The sequence below is a fragment of the Halioglobus maricola genome (assembly GCF_009388985.1).
In the GTDB taxonomy this organism is placed as follows: Bacteria; Pseudomonadota; Gammaproteobacteria; order Pseudomonadales; family Halieaceae; genus Halioglobus; species Halioglobus maricola.
This window is the reverse complement of sequence record NZ_CP036422.1, coordinates 3,647,773-3,673,447: the sequence shown is the minus strand read 5'-3', so window position 1 is coordinate 3,673,447 and position 25,675 is coordinate 3,647,773. Positions and strand designations below refer to the sequence as shown.

Annotated in this window: 18 protein-coding genes; 13 read left to right on the top strand and 5 right to left on the bottom strand. The window is 57.4% G+C overall.

Annotated elements, in window-relative coordinates:
- The 7 genes from EY643_RS16745 (at nucleotide 1) to EY643_RS16715 (ending at nucleotide 9,004) form a co-directional block, all read left to right on the top strand.
- On the top strand, nucleotides 1-957 hold the full coding sequence (locus tag EY643_RS16745) for a GumC domain-containing protein (RefSeq protein ID WP_153240314.1): 957 nt from the start codon (nucleotides 1-3) through the stop codon (nucleotides 955-957).
- A complete protein-coding gene (locus tag EY643_RS16740) occupies nucleotides 954-2,513 on the top strand; it encodes a WecB/TagA/CpsF family glycosyltransferase (protein ID WP_153240313.1) in 1,560 nt (519 codons plus the stop codon). The genes EY643_RS16745 and EY643_RS16740 overlap by 4 nt, the downstream gene beginning before the upstream one ends.
- A complete protein-coding gene (locus tag EY643_RS16735) occupies nucleotides 2,506-3,543 on the top strand; it encodes a glycosyltransferase family protein (protein WP_153240312.1) in 1,038 nt (345 codons plus the stop codon). Before EY643_RS16740 ends, EY643_RS16735 begins: the two co-directional genes overlap by 8 nt.
- On the top strand, nucleotides 3,540-4,880 hold the full coding sequence (locus tag EY643_RS16730; protein WP_153240311.1) for a hypothetical protein: 1,341 nt from the start codon (nucleotides 3,540-3,542) through the stop codon (nucleotides 4,878-4,880). Before EY643_RS16735 ends, EY643_RS16730 begins: the two co-directional genes overlap by 4 nt.
- Before the next feature lie 186 nt (nucleotides 4,881-5,066).
- Nucleotides 5,067-6,482: a sigma-54-dependent transcriptional regulator gene (locus EY643_RS16725; protein WP_153240310.1), complete on the top strand. Its 1,416-nt coding sequence runs from the start codon at nucleotides 5,067-5,069 to the stop codon at nucleotides 6,480-6,482.
- 24 nt (nucleotides 6,483-6,506) lie between these two features.
- Nucleotides 6,507-7,055 carry a heme NO-binding domain-containing protein gene (locus tag EY643_RS16720; protein ID WP_153240309.1) on the top strand — a complete coding sequence of 183 codons (549 nt, stop codon included), beginning with the start codon at nucleotides 6,507-6,509 and terminating at the stop codon, nucleotides 7,053-7,055.
- On the top strand, nucleotides 7,052-9,004 hold the full coding sequence (locus tag EY643_RS16715; protein ID WP_153240308.1) for an ATP-binding protein: 1,953 nt from the start codon (nucleotides 7,052-7,054) through the stop codon (nucleotides 9,002-9,004). The genes EY643_RS16720 and EY643_RS16715 overlap by 4 nt, the downstream gene beginning before the upstream one ends.
- Before the next feature lie 14 nt (nucleotides 9,005-9,018).
- On the opposite strand, the gene EY643_RS16710 is transcribed toward EY643_RS16715, so the two are convergent.
- A complete protein-coding gene (locus EY643_RS16710) occupies nucleotides 9,019-9,585 on the bottom strand; it encodes an SOUL family heme-binding protein (RefSeq protein ID WP_153240307.1) in 567 nt (188 codons plus the stop codon).
- A gap of 196 nt (nucleotides 9,586-9,781) precedes the next feature.
- Here EY643_RS16710 and EY643_RS16705 point away from each other — a divergent pair, with 196 nt between their 5' ends.
- The 4 genes from EY643_RS16705 (at nucleotide 9,782) to EY643_RS16690 (ending at nucleotide 17,458) form a co-directional block, all read left to right on the top strand.
- A complete protein-coding gene (locus EY643_RS16705) occupies nucleotides 9,782-11,236 on the top strand; it encodes a hypothetical protein (protein WP_153240306.1) in 1,455 nt (484 codons plus the stop codon).
- Between the two features lie 21 nt (nucleotides 11,237-11,257).
- Nucleotides 11,258-12,673: a C45 family autoproteolytic acyltransferase/hydrolase gene (locus tag EY643_RS16700; protein WP_153240305.1), complete on the top strand. Its 1,416-nt coding sequence runs from the start codon at nucleotides 11,258-11,260 to the stop codon at nucleotides 12,671-12,673.
- 94 nt (nucleotides 12,674-12,767) lie between these two features.
- Nucleotides 12,768-15,188, top strand: a complete 2,421-nt coding sequence (locus EY643_RS16695) for a TonB-dependent receptor (protein ID WP_240732745.1) — start codon at nucleotides 12,768-12,770, stop codon at nucleotides 15,186-15,188.
- A 26-nt stretch (nucleotides 15,189-15,214) separates the two neighbouring features.
- Nucleotides 15,215-17,458, top strand: a complete 2,244-nt coding sequence (locus tag EY643_RS16690; RefSeq protein ID WP_153240304.1) for a SulP family inorganic anion transporter — start codon at nucleotides 15,215-15,217, stop codon at nucleotides 17,456-17,458.
- 5 nt (nucleotides 17,459-17,463) lie between these two features.
- Here the strand turns inward: EY643_RS16690 and EY643_RS16685 are convergent, their stop codons facing one another.
- Both EY643_RS16685 and EY643_RS16680 read right to left on the bottom strand, forming a co-directional pair.
- A complete protein-coding gene (locus EY643_RS16685) occupies nucleotides 17,464-20,568 on the bottom strand; it encodes an adenylate/guanylate cyclase domain-containing protein (RefSeq protein WP_153240303.1) in 3,105 nt (1,034 codons plus the stop codon).
- A gap of 19 nt (nucleotides 20,569-20,587) precedes the next feature.
- Nucleotides 20,588-20,848, bottom strand: a complete 261-nt coding sequence (locus EY643_RS16680; RefSeq protein ID WP_153240302.1) for a hypothetical protein — start codon at nucleotides 20,846-20,848, stop codon at nucleotides 20,588-20,590.
- 125 nt (nucleotides 20,849-20,973) lie between these two features.
- Between EY643_RS16680 and EY643_RS16675 the strand changes: the two genes are divergently transcribed.
- The gene (locus EY643_RS16675) at nucleotides 20,974-21,870 is read left to right on the top strand and encodes a phytanoyl-CoA dioxygenase family protein (protein ID WP_153240300.1); all 897 of its coding nucleotides are present in this window, start codon (nucleotides 20,974-20,976) and stop codon (nucleotides 21,868-21,870) included.
- A 9-nt stretch (nucleotides 21,871-21,879) separates the two neighbouring features.
- Here the strand turns inward: EY643_RS16675 and murA are convergent, their stop codons facing one another.
- Nucleotides 21,880-23,160, bottom strand: a complete 1,281-nt coding sequence (murA, locus tag EY643_RS16670; RefSeq protein ID WP_153240299.1) for a UDP-N-acetylglucosamine 1-carboxyvinyltransferase — start codon at nucleotides 23,158-23,160, stop codon at nucleotides 21,880-21,882.
- A gap of 179 nt (nucleotides 23,161-23,339) precedes the next feature.
- Here murA and EY643_RS16665 point away from each other — a divergent pair, with 179 nt between their 5' ends.
- Nucleotides 23,340-25,040, top strand: a complete 1,701-nt coding sequence (locus EY643_RS16665; protein ID WP_170287438.1) for a glycoside hydrolase family 3 protein — start codon at nucleotides 23,340-23,342, stop codon at nucleotides 25,038-25,040.
- Here the strand turns inward: EY643_RS16665 and EY643_RS16660 are convergent.
- Complete coding sequence (locus EY643_RS16660; protein ID WP_153240296.1) at nucleotides 25,035-25,640, bottom strand: DUF4136 domain-containing protein; 606 nt, start codon at nucleotides 25,638-25,640, stop codon at nucleotides 25,035-25,037. The two genes, EY643_RS16665 and EY643_RS16660, sit on opposite strands and share 6 nt — an antisense overlap.
- Nucleotides 25,641-25,675 lie beyond the last annotated feature (35 nt).

Genomic DNA, 25,675 nt, shown 5'->3' with positions numbered 1-25,675 from the left:
ATGAACAGTGATTACGACACAGCCGCTGCAGATGCGGCAGTGATGCACATTGACCTGATGCCCTATGTCAACGCGCTGATTGATGCGCGATGGTGGCTGCTGGGAGGGGTGCTCTGTGCGGCGGCACTCACCGCTTGGTGGGCCTACTCAAGTCCGTATATGTACCAGTCCTCTGCCCGGGTGAGCATTGTAGATATCGAGGACCCGGGTGGGGTCTCTCCGGACGACCGTCGCGCCTCTGAGGTGCTTACGCTAGTGGAGCACGGTTTTGTCATGGGCACTACGCATGACAATTACAACGACGTCATGCTCGCACGCCTGTCTTCGCGTGACTTCACCATGCGCTTTCTGGCAGAGCACAAGTTGGATCGACACTTCTATCCTGAATTCTGGGATGAGCAGTCGGGCGCATGGATAAACGGCTTTGAGCCTGATCGCGGCGCGGTTTTTACCCGCTTCCGAGACGAGGTCAGGACAATTGATGTCGATGAAGAAACTGACATTGTTGCTGTAGGTATGGTCTGGGCTGATCCTGTGCTGGCACGCGATTGGGCCAATCTATATGTGGCTGCGTTTAATGAGTTTATTCGTGGTCGTACGCTCGCTGATGTGGCGCGCAAGCAAGCATATCTTGAAAACGAACTGCAGCGCGCCGATGTCGTCGACATTCAGCAGTCGATCTACCGGCTCATTGAAGCGCAAGCGGCCATCTCCATGCTGGCGAATGCACGAGAAGAATATGCATTGGAGATCATTGACCCTGCTGCTCTCCCTTATCGCAGCTTCAATCTTTCTCGCAAACGCAAAGTGCTTTTCGGCGCTATTGCCGGCCTTCTTGTCTCGGTATTCCTTGTGTTTGCCCGGCTGACAATTATTCAAATGTTAAACACTATTCTCGCCTACCGCCGCGAACATAAGGTTCTGGCGCTGCAAAAAACTGAGGAGAACTCCCTATGACTACAACGCTGCATGCACCTCTTCGAGACTGCGTAAACTCACTGGGTATCCCTGTCGATAACCTCTCTCTTGATCAGGTCGTGGATCGCATGATGGATTGGGCGCGATGCAAAGAAGGTCGAGCCCGCCTGGTGTCAACGCTGAATGTGGATTTCCTGGTAAACGCGCTGGGGGTCGGCTCCGGTCGTGCTCGCCATCCGGAGTTGCTGAATGTGCTGCGCAATTCGGATCTGGTGACAGCCGATGGTTTCCCGATTGTCTGGCTGAGTCGGATCATGGGTAAGCCCTTGAAAGAGCGGGTATGTGGTTCTGATCTGGTGCCCGCCCTGGCGGAGCGCGCTGCGCAGGATGGTCTGTCCCTGTTCCTTCTGGGAGGTGGCGAGGGTGTCGCAGCTCGCGCTGCGGATTGTCTGCAACAACGGTATCCCGGTCTTGCCATCGCGGGTACATCTGCGCCGTATATACACACCGCCGGGCCTGGCCTGAAGGATAGTGCGCATAATGACCAGCAGTTGCTGGCGCAGATAAATAGCTCTGGTGCCGACATACTGCTTGTCGGTCTGGGTAATCCCAAGCAGGAGTTGTGGTTCAACAGGAACCGGCGCCATCTCAGGGTTCCAGTGGCGATCGGTGTTGGCGGCACATTCGAATTTATTACCGGCGGTGTGAGCCGGGCTCCGGGCTGGATGCAGCGCATGAATATTGAATGGCTTTACCGGATAACCCAGGATCCGGTGCGCTTATGGCGTCGTTATGCTGAGGGATTGGTGAAGCTGGCGTTGCTCAGCACTCCGCTTTTGTATGCACGCTTCAGGCAGCAGCTGGTATTCGCTATGCCGGCTAAACGGCAGCAGCCGGTCTGGCGATGGCTTTGGTCCTCTCGGCAGGAGTCCTTGCGCGTTCTGCCGCTGCCGCGATACGTCTCCGCCGAATATTTGCATGTCGTCGCTAAAGAACTGGATGTTGATGATTCTGCCGCCGCGCTGAGTATCCTGGACTTCTCGGCTGTGCGGTGTGTGGAGATGGCTGGCCAGGAGGCGTTCTTCACGCTGGCAGAGCTGCAGCGCATGAGCGAAGGCAGCTTGCAGTTCATCGGTATGACGCCGCAACTTAGACGTCAGCTGGCGAGCTGTCGCGTGTTGGATCTCGTCAACGATGGCGACGAGTCGACGTTGGGAAGCCTGGGTGCGCGTCGCGCCGATGGTTCGGAGGAGTTGTTGTGTAGTAGCTACGCACTGGACGACACGACCCTGGTATTTCTGCGTGGGCTGATGGACGCCGATGGTCTTGCGAAGATGGGTGTCGTGGAAAGCCTGTTAAGTGTTGTTGCGCGCAATCGCTGCCTGCTGGATCTTCGCGGTGTAAATCTGCTGGAGAGTTCCGCAATCGGTGCGCTTATGCCGCTGCTGGAAGCGGGCGAAGGAAACTTGTTTATCAGTGGCGCGTCCGCCAATACGCGACAAATGTTCAAGGTTGCCGGGCTGGGTAAGATGCTGGCTTTTGTCGACGATAGTGAGCTGCTGGCGGCGATCGCAGGGGAGCCTTGCGATGCGTGATGTCACATACGTCGTGCTGCTCAACTGGCGCGGTTGGAGCGATACTATCGCTTGTTTGGAGAGCGTTTTCGCGGGTGGAGGTGCGCCACTGCGGGTGATCGTCTGTGACAATGCATCCGGTGACGGCAGCCTCGAGAAGATCAGTGCCTGGGCGTCGGGAGAGCTTGAGGTTGAGTCGGTAGAGCAGGCTCGCCTGGCGCGGCTGTTGGGGCGCGCCCCTCGCCCGCTGCGTCAGCGGCGCATCACCAAAGAACAGGCTGAAAGCGGTGATGTTGTATTCGATGGTGATCTGATGCTCGTGGACAATGGCGCCAATCTGGGTTTTGCAGCGGGCAACAATGTCGGGTTGCGACTTGCGCTCAGCCAGAACGATATGGGCAATGTTTGGCTGCTCAATAACGACACCATGGTGGAGCCCGACTGTCTGCTGCGGATGCGCGATCGCCTCGCGGCTGCACCGGGTTTGGCGGTTTGTGGATCAGTCATTCATTTCTTTGATCGGCCAGAGATTGTGCAGGCCTTGGGCGGCAATCGTTTCAACCACTTCACCGGTGTGGCACACAGATCTGAAGGGCGCTTTGTTCATGAGAAAGATATCACCGCACAGGATGCCCAGGGAGCTTCACTGGCCTATTTAAGCGGTTGCTCCATGCTCTTGCCTCGACGATTTCTTGAGGATGTGGGTCTGATGGGAGAGCAGTATTTTCTCTACTACGAAGAAATAGATTGGTTCACCCGTGCGAATGGACGTTTTGAACTGCTGGTGGAGCCCGCAGCGCGTATTTACCACCGGGAAGGCAGTAGTATTGGTTCGCCGGGCTGGCAGCGCAGCGCTTCGGCGTTCGCTGATTATCATCTCTATCGCAGTCGCTTGCGCTTCATGCGCTGTCACTACCGTCGCTATCTACCTGTTGCCTATCTGGCCGCATGGTTGGATGTGGGTAAGTGCTTGCTGCGCCGCCAGTTTGCGAATGCTCGAGCGGTGGTGCGTGTTCTGCTTGGTCTGCCTCAGCCTGGAGCGCCGGCGTGATTGCAGCCGCGAAACTTTTACCTGAACTGACCGGTACCAAGAGTCCTGGCAAGACCAGCGTGGATATCCAGGGACTGCTTCTGTGGCTGCTCTGGCTGGGACTCTTCGCCGGATTTCAGGGTGGACGCTACTATATGGCTAATCGTCTGCAGGAGGTGGGTATCGCCTGTGCGCTGCTGCTGTTCATCGTGGGTGCGTGGCGGAGTTTGTTCCGCCTTCCTCTCGCAGAGTGGCGGCGTTGGGTGCTGGGGCCGGTGCTCCTGCTGGGCGGTATCATGCTGGTGAGCGCGGTGGTTTTTGCGCTGCAGTATCGAGGCAATGTGCTGTATAGCCTGTTCTCCGCCCGGGAGTTTCTGTTGGGTTTTCTGGGCCCGGCTGTTTACCTGTTGGTGCGCTGTGGGCTGCCCCTGGCGGGCGTGCGACGTGCGGTCTGGTTGGCCCTTTTTGCGCTGATGGTCAACTACCTGTTTTTCTATGCCACGATGGACCTGAGTGCGGCATTCTTTTCCAGCGACCACACGGTGAGCAACCTGGTGACCTTCGATGAGTGGCGAGGCTTTCGTCTTAAGCCGCCACTGTTTGCCATCATGCTGGCTCTGCTTGGGGGTTTGTATGTGCTGACCCAGAGTCGCAGAGGATTGAGTCGGATCGGTGCGCTGCTGCTGGTGCTGTTGGCGGCTTATATCTGGAGCATTGTGCAGTTCAGGTCGACGCTTGCCACACTTCTTGTTTCTGTCTTGCTCTACCCCTTGTTGTTGGCACATCCGGGCCAGTTGCGCCGTTTGGTCTTGCTGGCGCCGCTGGTACTGCTCGCTGCGCCCTATATCTTGCTGCTTGCGGCCGAGCATTTCCTTAACGCCGACGGCGGCTCCATCCGTTTGATGGCCTTCGCCGCTGCATTGGAGCACATTCCCTCTCACCTCCTCCTGGGAGCGGGTGAAGACAGCGCTTATGGCGATTCCTATCAGGATATTGTGGCGCCGTATTTTTACCCTTCCGACCTCGGTCTCGTGGGTGTGACATACAAGTACGGATTGGTGGGGCTGGGTGTGTATCTGGTTATGCATGTCAAAATCTGGCTCGCACTGTACCGCGCGAACATGGGTGCAAGAGTGTCCCGGTCTGGTGGTGATCCGCTGCTCTGGGGTTGTCTTATCTTCATGACGGCGCAGAGCTTTAATCTGCTGCTCAATCCAGGTTTGGCCTATGCTCAGGGAATTACCCTCGGTTCGTTCGCGATTGCGCTGGCAGCGCTATCAATTAGGTCTCGAAATGCGTCGCATAATGAATTGCATATTGCGAATTCATCACTTAAGGTTGAGATGCTAATGAAATAACTACCCGCTTTCCTTCTATCTTGAAGAGAATTTAGTCAATAAAAACAATGGATTATAATTTTATTTCTGGATTGAGTTGCAAAGTGCGAGAGTTGGCATAAACCATGGATTGTTAAGTACAGAAAGCTTGGTAGCCCCCAATTCATTAACCCTGTGCTACCAGGACCGATAGTGAGGAATTGAACGATGACTACACCGCCACTCAAGGTGCTGATGGTTGAGGACAGCGTGTCGCTGACCGAGGTTTACAAAGCCTATCTCGAGCAGGGAAATTATCATGTGGTAGCCGTCGATCGCCTGGGCACTGCCAACGCGAGCCTTTCCGGCTTCTGTCCCGATATCGTGTTGCTGGATATTGAGTTGCCCGACGGGAACGGCATGGACTTTCTCGATGAATGTATGCAGTTGGATACGCCGCCAAAGGTTATCGTTATGACGGCGCATGGCACCTCCAACCTGGCTGTTCGAGCGATTGATCGCGGTGCCTTTGACTTCCTGACCAAACCCTTCGACGCGGCGCGACTTCGCGTGACTATGGAAAACGCTGCCACGCAGCTGGGCCTCGATCGGCAGGCAGGTGAGCTGGCGCAACTTCAGCGCGATCGGTTTGGGAGTTTCATTGGAAGCTCGCTCGCCATGCAGTCGGTGTACAAGACGGTTGACGCACTTGCCGGCAGTGACGCTACGGGGTTTATCGTCGGCGAAAGCGGAACCGGTAAGGAACTGGCGGCCGAGGCAATCCATCAACACAGCCCGCGACGTGACAAGGCGTTCATCGCCATCAATTGCGGAGCCATTCCCGGGGAGTTGATGGAGAGCGAGCTGTTTGGCCATGTGAAGGGGGCGTTCACCGGGGCCAGTTCGCAGCGCGAAGGTGCTGCCGGAGTTGCAGACGGAGGAACCCTTTTCCTCGACGAAATTTGTGAAATGAGTCTGGAGCTGCAAAAGAAATTATTGCGGTTTATTCAGACCGGAACATTCCGCAAGGTGGGCAGTAATACTCTCGAAAAGGTCGATGTGCGCTTCGTTTGCGCCACCAACCGTGACCCCCTGGAAGAGGTGCGCGCCGGGCGATTCAGGGAAGATCTATTCTATCGCCTACACGTGGTTCCCGTGCGGATGCCGCCGCTGCGAGAGCGTGAAAATGATATCGCAATGTTGGCTGAGCATTTCCTTGCAGACTTCGCGGCGCGCGAGGGCAAGTCCTTTACGGGTTTCGATAACAAGGCTTTGCAGATCATGTGTCGTTATCCCTGGCCGGGCAATGTTCGCCAGCTGCAGAACACGGTACAGCAGATAACGGTGCTTCATGATGGTGAGCGGGTGACGGAAGCGATGTTGCCCGAGTCTGTTAGTGCAGGCCACCTTGATCTGGGTAGCATGCAAGCGGCAAGTCCCGCGGCACCTGTGGTACCGCGCTCAGCCGATGATGGGCTGCAGCGCAGGCGCGAGATCGAGCCACTCTGGCTAGTTGAGAAAAACACTATTGAGTCAGCTATTGAAGCTTGCGATGGCAACGTGAACCGGGCGGCGGGGCTGTTGGAAGTTGCACCTTCGACGCTCTATCGTAAGTTGCAATCCTGGAAGCAAGAGATTGCCTGATAACCCCTTTTTGGAGGAATTTTTATGTACGGATTAATCAACAAAGCGCTGAAAGATATGATCCAGAGTGAATTCGGCGAAGAACAGTGGCAGGCAGTGTTTGAGGCCTCTGGAATACCGCAGGATTCCTTTCTGACCATGCGCAGCTATGACGACCAGTTGACCTATGCGTTGGCTGGTGCTGCATCCGAGGTTCTTGGCGCCCCGGTTGAAGCCTGCCTTGAAATGTTCGGCGTGTATTGGGTGAAAGAGGTTGCAGCCAAGGCTTACGGTTCGTTGATGGACGCCACTGGGCAAGACATGGTGGGCTTTCTGGCGAATATCAACGGTCTCCATGACAGGATCACAGGCACCTTTCTTAACTATGTGCCGCCTGAGTTCCAGATCGAATCGATCGATGAAAAACATCATCGTGTTCATTACATCAGCCAGCGCGAGGGTTTGACTCCCTTCGTTGTCGGTCTCTTCAAGGGTCTGGCCGATCATTTTTCGTGTGAACTCGAAATTCAATCGCAGGAACCTGTCGGCGTTGATCGAGGCGAGCACACTGTATTTGAAGTGACTTTGCAGTGAGGGACCGTCGCGTCAATGAGCTTGAGCAGCTGCAGCGATTGTTCTCGATTGTGATGTGTGTCGATCGTGACCTCAGGATTGTACATGCCAGTGAGACCTTGCAGCGGTTTGTGCCCGCACTCGAAAAAGAAGCGCCGCTGTTTGAGCTTTTTAAGCTTCAGCGTCCCCGATCCGTAAACGACTTCGACACCATGTGTGAACACATGGACTCGCTATTCATGATGCAAGCGAACGACGACAGTTTCGCTATACGAGGCCAGGTGATACTACTGCGCCCGCCCGGTGGAGACCTGTTGTGCTTTTGCGGTTCACCCTGGTTGTTATGGTTAACCACCAACCGGCCCGAACTGAATCTCGGTTTGGGTGACTTTGCACCCCAGGACGCCCAGTTGGATCAGTTGTTTTACATGTCGACTGAGAAGCAAATGGTTGCCGACCTGGAGCTACTGAACAGCGAACTGAATGAAGCCAAGGAAAAGCTTGAGGCTTTGCAGGTCGAGCGAAACGCGTTCTTTGCCCAAATGAGTCACGAAATGCGCACGCCGCTGAACGGAGTCGTGAGTGCTTTGGCGTTACTTCAAGGCGAGCAGCTCTCCGAGAGTGCCGATAAGCTTGTGCAGTTAGGCCACAAGTCTTCCAAAAATCTCATGCAGGTTATCAACTATGTGCTGGATGTTGCCAAGATAGAGGCGACGGAGTCGCAGGGTGAGGTTGAGTTTGAGCTGGGTCTGTTGCTAGAAGAATCGCTGGATACGGTTCGCGCCAGTGCTCAGGAGAAAGGGCTGGAAGCAAGAATTGATCTTGTGCCCCAGCTGCCGTTGGGTTTTCGCGGCGATGCCGAACGATTGCGGCAAGCGCTGTTGAATCTGCTGGTCAATGCCGTGAAGTTTACGCAGACAGGGGGCGTTACCTTGCGTGCCTGTCCAGGTACGGTTGAGGGGCAGGCTGTTCGTATTGAAGTGATCGATAGCGGTGCGGGGATTCACCCCGACGATGTGGAGAATGTCTTTCAGCCTTACTGGAGTCGCGTTGATGACAAGCAGCCCATTGGCCAATCCGGCACGGGCCTGGGTTTGGATATCGTGCGTCGCAATGTAGAAGCGATGGGCGGAATATTGGGGGTGACATCGCAGCAGGGTCGGGGCTCAACCTTCTGGTTGGAGTTGCCGCTTGAGCAGCTTGAAGCGAGGGAGCTGGATGTGGCGGCAGGCACGGAGTCTGTTCCCCAGGCGTCGTTGTCCGGGCGTGTCCTGTTAGTTGATGACAATGAAACTAACCTGATGCTGGGCAGTATGATTTTGGGCGGCCTGGGGCTCAGCGTGACAACTGTCTCAAGTGGAGAGGAGGCAGTGGAGCGGGCCGCCGGCCATGATCTGATATTGATGGATATAAATATGCCGGGTATAGATGGGCTGGAGGCGACTCGAAGAATCCGTGCATCCGTCGACGTAGCTGATGTGCCGGTGCTGGCACTGACCGCCTACGCGAGTTCGTTGGAGCGTGTTGCCGCAACGGAGGCGGGCATGAATGATTATCTCACCAAGCCCGTGGACCGGGGGCAGCTGACGTCCGCGCTGGCGAAGTGGTTGTCGCCCGATCCCGCAGCACCGGTTCAGGCTGTGGCAAACGTTGACCGGGACGTGTTCGATTCGCTCCTAGCGGAGCTTGGGACGAAGAATTTGCGCAGGGTACTCGAGAAGTTCGCGCAGGAGAGTGCGAAACGCTCGGAGGCTCTGTCTGCCGCTGCTTCAGCGAAAGAAGTAGCGCACGAGGCCCATACACTGTCCAGTACCTGTGGCAGTTTCGGCCTGGTGGCGCTGGCCGGAGAGCTCGCGGAACTGGAAGTGCGTGCGAAAGGGGGCGTATGTCCCCCTGAAAACGAGCTGCGGGACTACGCGGATCGTATTGGCAAAGGAGCGAAGGCGCTGGTCGAGCTTGCCAGTGCGTGATGATGATGGCCGGGCTAGTCGAGACGCACTTCCACGACAACTTCGTTACGCCGCATAAAAGGGGGCGTCCAGGGGGGGTTGTATTGATGGAGAATCGGCGCGCTTTTGGCACTGATGCCGTTGTCATCGAGCGTGGCCAGTAATTGCCGCTGGTAGCGGGCAACCTTTCCGCTGGTTGCCCAGCCGGAGAACGAGAGAGCGGCGACGATGCGCTCCGGTGTTTCGTGCAGTGTTATATCCGAGCTGTTTGGCTCGGGTAACTGTGTCATATCGTAGGCGCTGGGCATGGTGAAGCTCATCACCGGGTTGTCACCCTCTAGCGTCTCAGCCACAGGGGCGGTCATGGCAATTTTCTCACCGCTTTCATTGCCGCCAAAGATGTAACCGGCCAGACGCTGGAAGCCCCCGCTACTTTCGCCATTGCTGGCCAGGGCCGTGCGGGCCTCTATGCTCGGGGCGTAACGACGCAATTCGACCGGGCCTACCGTTTCCAGTAATTCCCACGAAGGTTCTTCCAGTGCACTAGCCACTGGTGTGACCAGCGCCATTATGGTGGCGAAGAGAAAAGTTTGGCGAATCATTCACGATATCTCACTTGTTCGGTAATCAGGAGTACATACGGCATTTGTGTTGAAGCAGATTGCCGTACTTGACCTCAGGTTAGTAGCAACTACTTTTAAATTGCTACTGCCACCGTTTCGGTGAGACTTGCGCTGGCAGCAAGAAGGAATTGGTGTGGGTGTCTGGCCCACTGAAAATAATAGAAAGGAAGCAATTATGATTATCCAGCGTAGAGGGCGTAACCCGTCCCGTTCAATCCCTGTCGGCTTCGCGGCCCTGGCTCTTGGTATGGCGATGGCCGGTGGCACACTAGCCGCCGACCCGTTCGCTTTCAATAACACGGTTTACCCTACGGCGGATGAATGGCCCGGTGCGATCGCGCCCGTCGGGACATTTCGTACCAGTAATTACGCCTACCCTGAAGCACCGGTGGCTGCTACCTGGGTAGCGGGAGCTGGGCTCCCGATCGGTGCAGCCGGACTGGATCAGACTACCGCACCTCAATACGTGGCCAAGGTAAAAGAATTTCTGGCGGCCAATGGGATTACCGGGCTGGTGAATGATCCGCATGCCTGGAACCCGGTCGTGGCCGGCTGGTACGACATGCCCTGGGGTGGTGCAGGTTCCCCTCAAGCTGATGGAACCATCAATCCGTTTACAGGCCGCGACCCCATTCAGGGATCCTATGCCGGCCAGATTATTCAAAGTGATACTTTTTACAGCGCACCTCCTCCCGGCGACTATTTTGAAAACCACTCGGTGGTTTATTACAACGACGTGGCCGGCGCGATGCTCGGACAGGTTTGGCAGAATCCGTTTCAGCCCGACCCCAGCGCGGTGAATTTCCCCGAAGGCTCCATTGTGGTCAAGGTAGAGGGCGCGGCTGTGGAGGGCTGGGATGCGCTGGAAGGGTCTACGCCGTCCTGGGTCTACCGGCCGACCGCAGAAGCAATCGTCAAAGCGAATTCAGTGCACCCCACAGGCCTGATGCAAGCCGAGATGGTGAAAATGTATTTCGCCCAAATGGCGGTGAAAGTACGTGACTCAGTGGCCTCACCTGAGACCGGCTGGGTGTTCATCGGTTTCACTTATGGCAAGGATATCTGCACAAATTGCGAGGTTTGGGACAAGGTCGTCGCAGTGGGGGCCATGTGGGGCAACGACCCGGATTGTGCTCGCACCTCCGATGGTTTCTGTCCAAACGGCGCACCGCTGCAGGAAACCTGGTACAACACCAATGCCCCCAGTTGGACTCAAGACAGCCTCGGCTGGGGACATCGTCTGGCAGCGCCCATGGATGTGGCGAAGCGACACAATGTCATTACTCTGGATGGTTCGCGTCATAGCGGCGCCGAGGATGACCAGTTTGCCGCCAGTTCTTGCATGAGTTGTCACGGTTCTGCTCAGTACCCATTCGGCGCGAATCTCTATCCTTCGCCGAACATGGTGTTTCCTGCCGATGGTCAGGAGTTCCTGTTCTACAACCCCGGTTCAGAACAGTGGGCCAATTGGTTCCAGAACCGCCCCCCCCAAGTGCCCATGAGCGCCGAGGGTCATGCCGGTGCGTTTGTCTCCCTGGACTATGACATGATGCTAACTCTGGCTTTGATGACAGCGTTGAGTGGCGCGGGCGATGATGCGTTCCTGAACAATCATCAGTTTGGTCACTAGTGCTGGCGGGAGACTCAGGGAATGAGTGAACTGGAAGCGCCCTCACTGGAGGGCGCCTATCGAGAAAACAGCGAGGGCTGGATTCGCCTGCACATCGCGGGTAGTCCGCGTCAGCGCGGCTACCAGCACGGCTACCTTTTGGCCAATGAATTGCGCGCTGCCCTGCGCGAGATCGATTACCTTTTGCGTATCGACACGGGCATTGGATTTGACTGGTTTGCGCGTAACGCAGAAGCGCTCTACATGAAGGTTCTGCCAAAAGCACCCGATGGGTTTGGAGAGGAACTGCTTGAAGAGTTGCAGGGCATTGTAGATGGTGTCAACGCTGCGACTCCGGATGATCCTGCGCTGACCCTGGCAGATTTGTTGGGATGGAATGGCTACCCGGAAATGATCTGCCAGTGGTACCCGGCGGTGATGTCCGGGCATATTACGCCCAATGAACCGCTGCCCTGGGACCGGCACGCCACCCACGCTGGCCCGCTACGCGCACACCATTTTCACCACAGTTGCAGCGCGTTTGTCGCCACAGGTGACTACACCGCCGATGGCGGGCCTGTAGCGGTGCACACCACCTGGCAGCGTTTCGCCAATGGCGATGCCTACAATGTGCTGCTCCATATCCGGCCGGAGTCCGGCCACGATATGGTTATGCAATCAGTACCAGGCTACGTCTACAGCAGCACTGATTTCAGCGTGACAGGTGGCGGCCTGATCGTCACCGAGACTTCGCTGGACGTGGCAGGCTTCGAGGTCGATGGCCTGCCAGAGTGGTTGCGCACCCGTCGTGCCTGCCAGTACGGTGATTCTATTGAGAGTTGGTGCGCATTGTTCAGTGATGGCAATAACGGCGGTTACGTAAATACCTGGTTCCTGGCAGAGGTAAATACAGGTCGAATCGCTGCCTACGAATTAACGCTGAACCACTCCGCGCTGCAGCCACCGCTGACTTCCGGTTACTACGCCGGGTGCAATATTCCTTTGGATGAAACCATTCGAGCGCAAACCGGTAGCGGCGCCACGGCTTGGAGTAATCTGTTGGGCAGTGCTGGCCGGCGCATTCGCTGGGATCAGTTGATGGCGGCTCACAGGGGCAACATTGATCAAGACATCGCCCGGCAGATGTTGGGCGATCACGGTGATATGTATACCGGCGAAGACTGTGCCTCATCGCGCACGATCTGCGGCCATCTGGACAATGACAATGGCCAGTATAGTGCAGGGCAGGGGCCTTTCTATCCCTGGGGCTCACTGGATGGAAAAGTTGCGACAGCCGGCCAGGCAAAGGCACTAAATTTTGATGCTCGCTGGGGTCGCGCCTGTGGCGCGCCGCTGGATGTGGAGGCGTTTCTCTCGCGTCATCCACAGTACGGTCAATACCGTGGACACATGCAAGACAGGCCCTCACGCGGCTGGATTAAAGCGCGGGCGGTGTAATGACCTGTAGTTCGAATGGTAATGATCACTAGTTACCGTCTGTGCTAGGCTGGGTGCAATAATTAGTAAGATGCGTCTCATGGGAGGAGATGTTATGCGTCAAGGAATGATCGGCGCAGTACCCGTTGCGGTATCGGCCTTGCTGGCGCTGGCTAGCGCGGTTGATAGCCATGCTCAGGAACCCGCACAAAAAGCTCGCCAGCTCAGCGCTGAAGGCGTTCTGGAAGAAGTGCTGGTAACGGCGCGGCGGCGCGAAGAGATCATGCAGACTACGCCGATAGCCGTGTCAGCATTCAATGCGCTTGCGCTGGAATATCGTGGTGTCACCAGCCTCGATGAAATCGAGCGTTATGTGCCCAATCTCACCTTGCAGAACAATCCCGGTTATACAGCCTCCTCCAATGTTTCCACTATCTATATTCGCGGTGTCGGACAGAAAGATCATCTCGCCACGGTAGAGCCGGGTGTAGGCCTGTATCTCGATGGTGTTTACATCGCCCGTTCTCTCGGCGCGGTGCTGGACGTGATCGATGTCGAGCAAATTGAGGTATTGCGTGGCCCGCAGGGTACCCTCTTCGGTCGCAATACCATCGGTGGCGCCATCAGTGTCAATACAGTGAGGCCGCAGATTGGTGGCGATTTCGGGGGTGAATTGGGGCTGGCAGTAGGCAGTGATGATCGTCTTAACCTCAAGGGCGCCCTGGAGGTGCCACTCGGTGACAGCCTGGCGATTCGCGCTTCTCTGGCATCGTTGGAACAGGATGGCTATGTTACGCGTCAGAGTGATGGTGCCGATCTCGGGAATGAAGACACTCTGACGGGCCGTTTTGCGCTGGCCTGGATGCCGACTGAGTCCCTGTCGGTTGATATCAATGCCGACTACTCGCAGATGAAAACGAATGCAGCTGCGTTCGAATTGCTGGGCATCGACTTTACTGACCTGAGTCAGTTCAATGGCCTGGTAGCATCCGTCCCGCCTCCAATGGTCTTCATTCATAACGTGACTTTTGCGGCCACGGCTCCCGGTGTGCCCTGTGCCGTGACAGATGTCGCGGGCAATGGCATTACTTCCAACCCTGATAGTCCCAATTGCATGGACGAGCGCTATTTGCTGGATCGTGGCAGGAGCGCCGCTACCGAAATTGAAGACCCAGAGTTGGACGTCTGGGGCGTAGCGGGCACAGTGGCCTGGGATTTCAGTGACAGCATGACCTTCAAATCCATTACAGGTTGGCGCGAACTGGACAGCCTGGAGGGTCAGGACGGCGATATTTCGCCCCATCGCATCGCCCATTGGACGGTCGAGATGGAGCAGGAGCAGTTCACGCAGGAATTTCAGTTGCTTGGCAGCCACGCTGACTGGAACTGGATTCTCGGCGCGTACTACTTCAAGGAGGAGGGCACCGACCGGAACACGCTGGACTTTACGGTCAGTAACTTTCTGTCTGGCGGGGCATTCGACAACGAATCCATGGCGCTATTTGCGCAGGCTACGTGGGATATCTCTGACATCCTGCACCTGACGGTAGGCGGGCGCTACACCGATGAAGAAAAGAAGTTTCACCCAGACCAGTACATCCTCAAAAACTACTTCCAGGGCTTCAGTGAGTTGGTGCCACCAGATCACCCACTGGCGGCGTTGGACGCCTTCTTCTTGCAAGAGGGGTATCGTATTCTGCCGGACCTCGAAAAAAAGATAGACGTCAGTGAATTCACGCCCATGGCGAGCCTGAGTTGGGACGTCAGCGACGATGTCATGATTTATGGTAGCTACTCCGAGGGTTTCAAGTCAGGGGGTTTCACTCAGCGCGTGTTCCCCCCTGCAGTGCCGGGCATAACTGTACCCGCGGGCCTGAGCGGAACCGATCTGATTCCCACGTTTGATCCGGAGTTTGTGGATGCTTACGAGCTGGGTCTTAAATCTACCTTCCTCGAGGGCCGGGCACGTCTCAATGCCGCGTTGTTTTATTCCGATTACGAGGACATGCAGGTCCAGGCGTTTAATAGTGTAGCGCCGGTGACCAAGAACGTGGGTGCGGCCTCTATACAGGGTGCTGAACTGGAAATGCAGTTGGCCCCGGGAGAGGGCTGGCTGATTGACGTTATGGGTGCCTGGCTCGATGCCAAGTATGATGAAATTGACTCTAACACTACCTTGATCGACGAGGGGAATGCGTTCGAGCGGGTGCCTGAATGGGCGGCGAATCTTGGCCTGTCCAAGGAGTGGCTTTCGTCCTATGGCCAGTGGATCGCCCGCGTGGACTGGAGCTATCGAGACGAGGTCTACAACGACGCCTACAATACCGAGATAATGAAAACCGATTCCTACCAGTTGTGGGATGCGAGGCTGCAATGGGTTAGCGACTCAGAAGACTGGACAGTGATTGCGTCTGGCAGGAATCTGAGCGACGAGGATTACCTCGTTACGGGTGTGTGGGGCCTTGCTTTCCAAACGTACACCGGCGTTTACAACCGCGGCCGGGAGTACAGTCTGGAGGTTCGCTGGCAATTCTGAGCGGTGGCAAGGGCTATGTGGCCTGAATGAAGCAGTACATTAATCGCAATAAAGCCGGTTTCTCTCTCTCGCCGGCCTTTACCGAGAAGCTGGTATCTTCGCTACTGGCCGGCCTCGTCTCGGGCCTCGTGGCGCTCATTTCATGCGTGAGTTTTGCCGCGTTGATCTTTAACGGCCAATTGGCCGACAGCGTATTTGTCGGTATCAACGCCTCTGTTTCCACCGCGGTTGTTGCCGGTAGTTTCATTACTATGCTCAGTGTTTGTCGGCCTGTGCTGGCTTTGCCTGACGACGACACGGTGCCAATCCTGGCTTTGATGGTCACTCTGGTTGTCGCGTCCCTCCCGGCAGATTTGCCCGCCTCCGATCTGGCTGCAACAGCTCTTGCCTCTATAGCGCTGGTTGCGCTGCTAACCGGTCTGGCACTCACAGCGATTGGACTATTGCGTCTCGGAGGTTTGGTGCGCTACCTGCCTCATTCGGTGATGGGCGGGTACTTTGCCGGTGCCGGCCTGCTGATGACTTTGGGTGGGTTCAAGGTGGCGACTGATTTGTCGCTGGAGAGCGTTGTGGAGGTTAGCCTCCTGCTCGAGTATGAGAGCCTGATGCGCTGGGTGCCCGCATGCGTCGCGGCACTGGTATTCGACCAGGCGTTGCGCCGCTTCTCAGGGGCGATTGTGATGCCAGCCATTTTTATAGCTTTGTGCCTCAGCTTCTTTGCCGCAGCCTATGGTGTTGGCTATACGCCGTCGATGCTGATGGCAGAAGGCGTCTTGCTCGGTCCTTTCCCCGAGGGCGAGGCGAAGGTGATAAATCCGGTGCTCTTCACATCAGCGAGCGATATTCATTGGAACGCCCTGTTCATGCATCCGGGTAGTTTTCTCACCATTATCATGTTGAGTGCGGTCTCGTTAATGCTCACTGTCAGCGGGCTCTCGCTGTTGCAGCAACGTGGTGTTGATATCAATCGTGAGTTGCGGGTGTCTGGCTGGGCAAACACCTTGAGCGGATTGACCGGGGGGCTAACGGCGCTACCCTCCATGGCGCTATCGAAGTTGGCCATGGACGTTGGGGCGCCGCCCAGTCGCTGGGTAGGAATCGTTGCGGCGGCACTGTGTGCGGCTACTCTGTACGGCGGCCTCGATGTGTTGGCATGGTTGCCTAAGCCGGTGTTGGCTGGCCTGCTGATCTACCTGGGCTGGACTTTCCTGCAGCAGTGGCTGCTGGAGTCTCGGTCGCAGATGCCATCGCTGGAATACGGCGTCATCTGGATCATCGTGGGCGTGGTGGTGCTGGTGGGCTTCCTCGAGGGCGTGGTCGTCGGCCTGCTCTGTGCCGTTGTACTTTTTGTCGTGAACTACAGTCGCATCAATGTTGTGCGTTACTCGCTCACTGGTGCCCAGCTGAGCAGTAATGTTGACCGCAACCAGGCGGAGGCCGCATTCCTGGGTGAGCACGGTGAGCAGATTCTGGTGGCCAAATTACAGGGTTATCTTTTCTTTGGTACCTCCGCTGATCTCGTCGCGCGGCTGGATAAATGGCGTCAGGCCAGAGAGCGGAAGCCGCTGCGATTCCTGCTGTTTGATTTCAATGAAGTGAACGATATGGATGCCTCGGCGGCCAACAGTTTTACGCGGATTGCCCAGGAAGCGGCGAAGACAGGCTTCGTGCTGGTGATGACGGGCCTGAGCGACAGCATGATGGGGCAGCTGCGTTCCAGCGGTTTCGACTACGAAAGCATGGACTGTGTGGAGGTGATGCAGGATCTCGATCGAGGGTTGGAATGGTGTGAAGAGCAAGTGCTATCGGGGCAGGTGGTTGAGCAGCAGGAGGCCAGCCTGCTGAACCAGTTCTATGATGCGCTCGGTTCGTGGGAAAACGTCGAGATTCTTCTTTCCTATTTCGAGCAGCGCAGAGCAGTAGCAGGAGACATTCTCGCCCGTGAGGGAGAGCCCTCTGATGAACTCTTTCTGCTCGAAACCTGCAGTGCGTCGGTCTACCTGGGCACGGACCTGGAAACCATGCATCGGATCCGGCGCGCCTCGTCGGGTACCGTGTTTGGTGAAGTGGGTTTTTACCTGGGGACGCCGCGTACAGCGAGTGTCATAGTCGACGACGGTGGAGAGCTATATGTGTTCACACGGGAAGAGGGGGAGCGTCTGAATCGAGATCACCCTCATATCGCTTCGCAGTTCCACAGCTTCATGCTGCGTCTGGTAACCCGGCGCCTGCAATTGACTACATCCACTTTGCGCGTAGTGCTGGCCTAGCTGTATCAGGCGGGAGAGGTGTTCCCCGTAAGTTTCTGCTCAAGCCCGGAGAGCATCGATTCGACTTGTCGTTCGTTCTGGTGTTCCATGTAGATCTGAGCATTGGCAAGGCTCTTTCTGGCGCAATCGTAGTCTCCTAATTCGAGCGCCGACTCTGCAAGCAGGCCGTAGAGCCAGGGTAGCCAGGCATTGAACCCCGTCCCTTTCCAATCCTCAATCGCGCTTTCTATGGCCTGACTGGTGATGGTTGGATCCAGTAACTGAACCTGCGCTACACCCTGGCAAGCCCGCGCCAGGGCGACAAATTCAGGGAATCCCTGGGCGCTGGAAAATTCGATGCACTCGCCAGTGAGTGCCAATACCTGGTGCCATTCACGGCGCAAGGTGGCGCCAATGAAGTTGGCCAAAAGACCGAAGCCGATCTCGTGCGGGTTATCGAGCTTGCGCGCGAAATCCAGCGAGGTTTGGGCGGCGACGATGGCTTCTTCAGTGCGCCCCAGAGATTGAAGTGCGAGGGAGCGATAGAAGTTACCGAATACGCCAAAGTCCATCATGTAGGTAAAGAACAATCCCGCATCGCGCTGCATCTGATAGCAGTTGCAGACCCTGTCCAGATTTTCCAGGGCTTGATCGTTATGGCCCGCATGCCAGAGGCTGATGCCCAGTAGTACATGGGTCGCCATATAGTGCCCCGGGTCGCGTTTCTCACTGGCGGCACCGGACAGCTTGCGCGCCATATCCACGGCCTTGTTCAATTCACCTGACGCCCATAGAAAGCGACAGAGCCCGAATTGCGCTGGGAAAGTGTTGGCCAGATCCGGGTGTTGCTCGGCGAAGTTCACCGCCTCGCCGTAGGCCTCGCCCACTTCTTTGTCGCCCGGTCCCTTGCTGACCATCAATGCCGAACCCAGCAGTGATCTCATCTCGAATTCTGTGTGTCGGCGCGCATTGCGATCTTCGAGTTTTTCGCACTGTTCCAGGCCGCGCTGCAGGTTGTCGCAGACCTCGCGGTGGGCGAATTTACGCAGTGAGTATTGGCTGGCGTCGTGCCAGGCGTCGAAACCGGCATCGCACATCTCGGCACCGGTGTAGTGGTGTGCCAGAAGTTCGGGGCGCTCTTCGATGTGGGTTGGGAAATTGTCCTTCAGGCTCATCGCGATCTGGGCGTGAATCTGACGCCTGCGGCTGCGCAGTAAGGCGTTGTACGCAGAATCCTGTAGCAGCGCGTGCTTGAACAGGTAAGACACATGCGGTTCCATGCCGCGGCGCACGATGATATCAGCGTCCACCAATTGGGTGAGGGCATCCTGCACAATGTTCTCAGGTTGTGCTGTGATGGACAGGAGGACCGAGAGCTGGAATTCCCGGCCCAGCACGGAAGCAATTTGTGCCACTTCCTTGACCGGTGCCATGCGGTCAAGGCGTGCCATCAAGGAGTCTTGTAGGGTTTCGGGTATGGCTTCAGGGTGGAAATTGCCAGTCAGGATAAAGCGGTCGTCCTGTTCCTCTACATAAGGGCCCTCCAAAACTGCTCTCGTCAGTTCCTGGACGTAGAGTGGTACCCCCTCCGCCTTGCTGAGAATGTGAGCGCTGATCTCTTCCGGGAGATCTTTGCCGCCGCTGACCTGGCTCATGATGTCTCGCGCTGCGACTTCCGTCAGCCGATTGATAATGAGGCTGTGGGCGTGGGCTGCACTTTGCCACGGGGCGCTGAATTCAGGCCGCGCCGTCGCCAGGATAAGTACCGGTAGTCTGTCGATCACGAAAGTGAGTTGCTCGATGAAATCCAACGAGCTGGCATCCAGCCAATGCAGGTCTTCCATGATAACGACAACGGGTGTTGAATTGGCGGCCCGGGCGATCATCTGAGTAAGCGCGTGCATGGTGCGGAACTTCTGTTCCGGGGGTGGCATGGGTGGCAAGTCGTAGCCAGCGTCCGCCGAGATGCCCACTAGTGATGCCAGTAGTGGGAGCTCTTCGTCCGGGAAACCTCGCGGCAGGGCAAAAGCCTTGAGCAGCTCTAACTGCTCTTCTGGTGTCTGGGAGTGTTGAATCCCGGCCTTGCGCCTGAGCAGGTTGATAATGGGGTGAAGCGGTGTAGATAGAGCATGTGGTGAGCCGTACATGCGCAGCACATCAACTTTTGCCTTGCTTAGCTCCGAGCGAAAGTTTTCCAGCAGTTGTGATTTGCCGATGCCCGCCTCACCGGATACCAGGACCAACTGGCCCGTGCCGGATTTCGCTTGCTGCCAGGTGCGTTGTAGCAGGCCCAGTTCGCCTTCGCGGCCGTAGGTGGTGCCGTTGTCTTGGCTGTTGCGGGCCGCCTCGAAGCGGCTTTCTACCATGGACTCACCCGATATACGGAAAACGGGTACCGGCTTGTCGAAGCCCTTCAGTTGATGACTGCCCATATCTTCGTATTCGAACAGGCCGCCGACCAGGCGCTGGGTGTGCGAAGACGTTACCAGCCCGTCGGGAGGCGCGAGACCCTGGAGGCGTGCCGCAAGGTTTGGCGTCTCGCCTACCACGGTTTCCTCGCGATAGCCGCGACCGTCGCCAATCACATCGCCGACAATTACGTTGCCACTGGCAATGCCGACCCGTGTCTGCAGTCGGATGCCGTGGCCGGGGTCCAGTTTCGAAACAGCCTCGATAATTTCAAGCCCCGCACGGACTGCGTATTCGGCGTCGTATTCGCTGGCGGAAGGGTAGCCAAAGTAGCTGAGCAGACCATCGCCCATATACCGAGCGACATAGCCCTGGTGTTTGCGGATCACCTGCTCACAGCAGGTCTGGAAGCTGGTGATGATGTCCCGCAGGTCTTCGGGATCAAACTTCACCGAGAGATCGGTGGAGCCCACGAGGTCACAGAACATGACTGTCAGATGGCGTCGCTCCGGTCCGCTACTCGCGGTTTCCTGGAGCTGCTCTTTCTGTGCCGGTGTCGCTGCCGCTTCACCTTCAAGGTTCGTGCCACAGCCGCCACAAAAACGTCCCGTGGGCGGGTTCTCAAAACCGCAGGCACCACAAGGCCGGGGCAGCGGCGTGCCGCACTGGCCACAAAATTTGTGGCTGTTGTCGTTGTCGGCTTGGCATGAGGAACATTGCATAGGGTTTGCTGCTATCGGCTCATTCGTTGGCGTTGGAGGGAGATTGGCTGGCGGCCGGTACCGGCTTCAGCCAGTAGGTTCTGATGCCTCTGGCCCATGCGACGGCATAAAAAATACAGAGCAGGAAGATGCCCCACTGCTGGGCCATATACGCGCTGTAGAACCAGAAAGGCTGGCCGGCGAGGCCGAACAGGCAGGCGTAGCGGCGGTAGTTATAATCGCGGTGTTGCGTTAACCAGATGGCCACCAGGCCGGTGAACGCGATACCTATCTGCTCCATGGAATCCCTCCCCTGCTGCACAGAACTACTTGGCCTTCTGTGCAGGAGCCTTGTCAGGCCCTCAGGATAGCTGTTTGGCGCCATAACATCTATGGTAAGAGACGGTCGCAGATTTGGAAGAAAACATGAGCAATGAAGAAAGTGGACGCGATGATCCGCGGTTCAGGCAGATCGATTCCATTGACCAGTATGTGGGCAAGGATCTGGCAGGCACGCATGGCTTTACCCGCCCGGATGAGGCCGATGCCGTCGATTCGGAGATTATCGATTGTGAGCACGGGCAGTTGATGCGCGATGGGTACCTTATTCTGCGGGACCTGGTCAGCCTGGCCGAGCTGGAAGAGCTGCGCGAGCAATCCCGGCCGTTGCTCGAAAAGATGGGGCGCAATTCATTTGAAGGCGAGCGAACCCAGCGGATATACGGCGTGCCGGAAAAGCTTCGCGCGGCGGATCGTTTCATCGAGCACCCTCATATTCTCGCCCATCTTGACCGGCTGCTGATGCCGAACTACCTGCTCTCGCAGGCGCAGGTGATCAATATACTGACCGGCTCGCCGGCCCAGCCCCTGCATATCGACGACGGTTTCTATCCCTGGCCGCGTCCACGGCCAGCGCTCTCCGTCGCTACAGTATTCGCTGTGGATGACTTTACCGAGGAAAACGGCGCTACAGTGGCCATTCCCGGGAGTCATTTGTGGGCTGAAGACCGCTTTCCGCAGGACAGCGACCCGCGCATAAGAGCGGTGATGCCCGCGGGGTCAGCGATTCTGTTCCTGGGCAACCTGTGGCACGGCGGTGGAGAAAATCAGAGCGGTGCCAGCCGTTTGGCGATCACCGCCCAGTACTGCGAGCCGTGGCTGAGAACCCAGGAGAATTATTTCCTGTCTGTGTCCAGGGAGACCGCTGCTGAGGTCTCGGAGAACATGCGGCGCATGCTGGGGTATTCCATTCACCCGCCTTTCATGGGGATGGTCGAGGGTATGCATCCCAAGCGCAAGCTACCGCTCACTGATCAGCCCTGACCGGTCTATTTACGGTTCGTCGGCCAGGGGTTGTTCTTCAGTGCGGCGCTCAATGTCTGCACCGAGGCTGGCGAGTTTTTTCTCAAGGTGCTCGTAGCCGCGATCCAGGTGATAGATGCGGCTGACCTCAGTCTCACCTTCAGCAACCAGGCCCGCCAAAACCAGGCTGGCACTGGCGCGCAGGTCGGTAGCCATTACCTGAGCGCCGCTGAGTCCATCGTGCTCGCCACGGACCACGGCAACCTGGGTCATGGGGGTGATATCGGCCCCCAGGCGCACCAGTTCCTGTACGTGCATAAAGCGGTTTTCGAAGATGCCCTCGGTGACGACTGACGTGCCCTTTGCCTGGGTCATCAGGGCCATTAGCTGGGCCTGTAGATCAGTCGGGAAGCCCGGGTAGGGCGCGGTGGAAATGTCCACGGCGCGACATCCCTCGGCGGCTTTCACGGTGATGGCGTCGTCGGCGACATCGATACGGAAGCCCGCGTCGCGCAGCTTGTCTACCAGCGATGACAGGTGCTCGGGGATGCACTTGTCCACGGTGACATTGCCCCCGGTGATGGCGCCGGCCAGCAACAGGGTTCCTGCCTCAATGCGATCCGGGATGATGCGGTGTCTTGCTGGGCTGAGAGATTCGACCCCCTCGACTGTGATCACACTGGTGCCCACACCTTCGATCCGGGCGCCCATGCCGATCAGGCAGTGAGCGAGATCGACAACCTCCGGCTCCTTGGCCGCGTTTTCGATCACCGTGGTGCCGCTGGCGAGGCTGGCGGCCATCAGGGCATTCTCGGTACCACCCACAGTGACTTTCTCGAACAGGATGCGTCCGCCAACGAGACGCTGGGCCCGCGCGATCACGTAGCCACCGTCGCTGCTGATGTCTGCGCCGAGGCGACGCATGGTTTCTATGTGCAGGTCGATCGGGCGTGAGCCGATGGCGCAACCACCGGGCAGGCTAACCCTGGCCTCACCGTAACGGGCCAGCAGGGGGCCCAAACACAGTATGCCCGCGCGCATCTTGCGCACCATGTCATAGTCTGCGACATGGTCGCCGCCGGACTGGACGTCGACGATGAACTTCTCGCCGTCCCGGTGGCAACTGGCACCCAGAGACTCCAGCAATTGCTCGGTTGACTGGATGTCTTTCAGATGAGGGACGTTCTCAAATTCGTGCCGCCCGTCGGCCAACAGAGAGGCGAACAGGATGGGCAGTGCGGCGTTTTTTGAGCCGCTGGTAGAGACGGTGCCGTCCAGGCGGCGGCCGCCTCTGACGATGATGGAATCCAAACTGGTGCTCCGTGACAGGAAAGAGTGTATCGGCCCGAAGGGGTTTGCGCCGCAACAGGCGAAAGGCCGCTAGGGTACCAACAAGTGGAGTGTGAGTGAACAGCTCGCGAACAGGTTTACCCCTTGGGGTAGCACCGGTTATGGTGGGCCTTTGCTTCCCTTTGAGACATTGCCAGACCATGAAATCCTCCGCCACCCTGACTATAGAGCAATGTATTGCGCTCAAGCTGATGGTGGATATCCGCCTGTTCGACAGTGGTACTGGGTCCGAGCCGGTGCGGCAGCTGCCAGCCAATCTTGTGCAGGCCCTGCGAGATATCCAGCCAGGCGGGGTGATTTTGTTTCGGGAAAATCTGGCCGATATCGCACAGATCTGCGAGTTGACCGCCGAGCTGCGCCGCTGTATCTCGCCCGAGCTGCTTGTCGGTGTCGATCAGGAAGGGGGGTGCGTGACCCGCTTGCCGCGCCGTGAATGCACCAGTTTTAGTGGCAATATGGCTCTGGCTGCCTGCTCTCCCGGCGATCGCGCGACGCTGGCGGGTGACATGGCACGGGCCCAGGCAGCGGAGCTACTGGCACTGGGAATCAATGTGAATTTCGTGCCCAGCCTGGATGTGAACAGCAATCCCGCGAACCCCGTCATTCATGTACGCGCCTTTGGCGATGATCCCGAGGTGGTGGCCGAGCTGGGAAGTGCGGTCACTGACGGCATTCAGGACGGTGGTGTTGCCGCCTCCCTGAAGCACTTCCCGGGCCATGGAGATACTAGCCAGGACAGTCACACTGGGCTGCCACTGGTGAGCAGAAGCGCGGCCGAGGCCCACGCTATCGATTTGAAGCCTTTTGCGACTGTCATCGCTCGCTCTGATCCCGCAATGGTGATGACTGCACATATTCAGTACCCATCGTTGGATAGCAGCACCCTGTCGGGTAATGGCGTGGTGCGCCCGGCCACCCTGTCGCGCAGGATTCTTACCGACCTGCTGCGCGGTGAACTGGGCTTTGAGGGTGTGGTGATCACCGACGCTATGGATATGGGTGCCATCAGCCAGATGCTGTCACCGCTGGAAGCGACCCTGGAGTGCTTCCGGGCGGGCGCGGATATCGCATTGATGCCACTGCTTCTGCGTGATACCGCAAGCCTCCTTGCGTTGCGCGCTCTGGTCGATGATCTCGCTGCCGCCGTTCGCGCCGGCGAGCTCGATGAAGCTGAACTGCGGACATCTGCGTTGAGGGTTGCTGCCATGCGTGCAGAGTACGCCTTGCCCGAGCCCTCAGCTGAAACCTCATCTAAGCCCAGGGCAGGGCGCGCATTGGCCAACGAGGCGCATCGCGAACTTGAGGCCCGGATAGCTGCCGGTAGTGTCACCGCCTTGCAAGGTGAGGGCGGCTTGCCTGCAAGCGTATCAAGCGTGCACCTGTTGATGCCCAATGCAGAATCGGCGAGCGCGATGGCAATGGCGCTTACCCAGATGCGGCCAGAATTGGAGATTACATATCAGTCACTCACGGCGCTCGATCTGGCGCTTGAGCGCGAGCAGGTCAGGGCGTGTGATGCTTATGTTGTCGGCGTCAGTGAGCCGGCTATCAGTGCGGTGGTTGTCGGTGGCGCGGAAGATTTACCCGGGCTGGCCGACCAGCGCCCTGCTACGGTTTTGAAAGCCCTGCTGGCCGAGGCCCAGGGCTGTCATCGAGGTGTGGTAATGCTTAACTCGCCGTACCGCGCGAAAGAGTTTTACGCTTTGGCGGACACTGTGTTGGCCAGCTATGACGGCGCTGCGGTGGGCCTGGAGGGAATACCTGGCCCGGCTTATATTGCTCTGGCAGCTGTACTGGCAGGGGCCAGGGCCCCCACCGGTCATTTGCCTGTCAGCTTATAGAGGCGGGAACTCAGCGAGTACGCGCTGGGCTGCTTCGTTGATTTCACCCGGCTCATCCTCGTCTTTCTTGCCCTTGAGTTTGGACTGGGTCACAGAGCGCCACACACTTTTCCTCAGTTCCGGGTCAATCATATCGATAATGAAAGTGCCCTCGGTGTAGTTGCTGACCCGAACCTCTGTGTTGGTGCAGTTCCAGCAGTTGTACATACTGTAGCGGTTGTAACCGCCGTAGCGGCCGTAGCCGGCGCTCATGCTGGCGGGCGTCTCGTAGGTGCGGACATCAGTTTTGTCCTGGGTGCCCAGGTGCCAGGTGAGTAGCATGTCTGCCTGGCTGGCATCGTCGACGACGTTAAAGCCCTTCATGCGCAGTGTATCCATCAGGGCGTCGTCAATGCGCTCTTTCTGGAAATCACTCAGCTGCAGGGGGTTGTCGCCGCTCACCTGGCCGGAGCCCTTGTAGAGAGCAATGTTGCGTACCTTGGTGAAGTCGTAGTCCTGCTTGTAGTCAAATACAGGCTTCGGTGGGGTCGTGCACGCACCCAGCAACAGGGCTGCAGTGAGGGTCAGGAAGGTTGCGGAAATACGCTTCCAGCTTTTCATTGGTGTCTCCAACGGGATGAGTTTGCCGAGTAGTG

Bases quoted from the DNA above. Each gene is read 5' to 3' on its own strand.
- EY643_RS16735 (WP_153240312.1), top strand. From the start codon at position 2,506: ATGCGTGATGTCACATACGTCGTGCTGCTCAACTGGCGCGGTTGGAGC.
- EY643_RS16665 (WP_170287438.1), top strand. From the start codon at position 23,340: ATGAAATCCTCCGCCACCCTGACTATAGAGCAATGTATTGCGCTCAAG.
- EY643_RS16685 (WP_153240303.1), bottom strand. From the start codon at position 20,568: ATGCAATGTTCCTCATGCCAAGCCGACAACGACAACAGCCACAAATTT.
- EY643_RS16705 (WP_153240306.1), top strand. From the start codon at position 9,782: ATGATTATCCAGCGTAGAGGGCGTAACCCGTCCCGTTCAATCCCTGTC.
- EY643_RS16710 (WP_153240307.1), bottom strand. From the start codon at position 9,585: ATGATTCGCCAAACTTTTCTCTTCGCCACCATAATGGCGCTGGTCACA.
- EY643_RS16740 (WP_153240313.1), top strand. From the start codon at position 954: ATGACTACAACGCTGCATGCACCTCTTCGAGACTGCGTAAACTCACTG.
- EY643_RS16725 (WP_153240310.1), top strand. From the start codon at position 5,067: ATGACTACACCGCCACTCAAGGTGCTGATGGTTGAGGACAGCGTGTCG.
- EY643_RS16720 (WP_153240309.1), top strand. From the start codon at position 6,507: ATGTACGGATTAATCAACAAAGCGCTGAAAGATATGATCCAGAGTGAA.
- EY643_RS16660 (WP_153240296.1), bottom strand. From the start codon at position 25,640: ATGAAAAGCTGGAAGCGTATTTCCGCAACCTTCCTGACCCTCACTGCA.
- EY643_RS16675 (WP_153240300.1), top strand. From the start codon at position 20,974: ATGAGCAATGAAGAAAGTGGACGCGATGATCCGCGGTTCAGGCAGATC.
- EY643_RS16690 (WP_153240304.1), top strand. From the start codon at position 15,215: ATGAAGCAGTACATTAATCGCAATAAAGCCGGTTTCTCTCTCTCGCCG.
- EY643_RS16745 (WP_153240314.1), top strand. From the start codon at position 1: ATGAACAGTGATTACGACACAGCCGCTGCAGATGCGGCAGTGATGCAC.
- EY643_RS16700 (WP_153240305.1), top strand. From the start codon at position 11,258: ATGAGTGAACTGGAAGCGCCCTCACTGGAGGGCGCCTATCGAGAAAAC.
- EY643_RS16680 (WP_153240302.1), bottom strand. From the start codon at position 20,848: ATGGAGCAGATAGGTATCGCGTTCACCGGCCTGGTGGCCATCTGGTTA.
- EY643_RS16695 (WP_240732745.1), top strand. From the start codon at position 12,768: ATGCGTCAAGGAATGATCGGCGCAGTACCCGTTGCGGTATCGGCCTTG.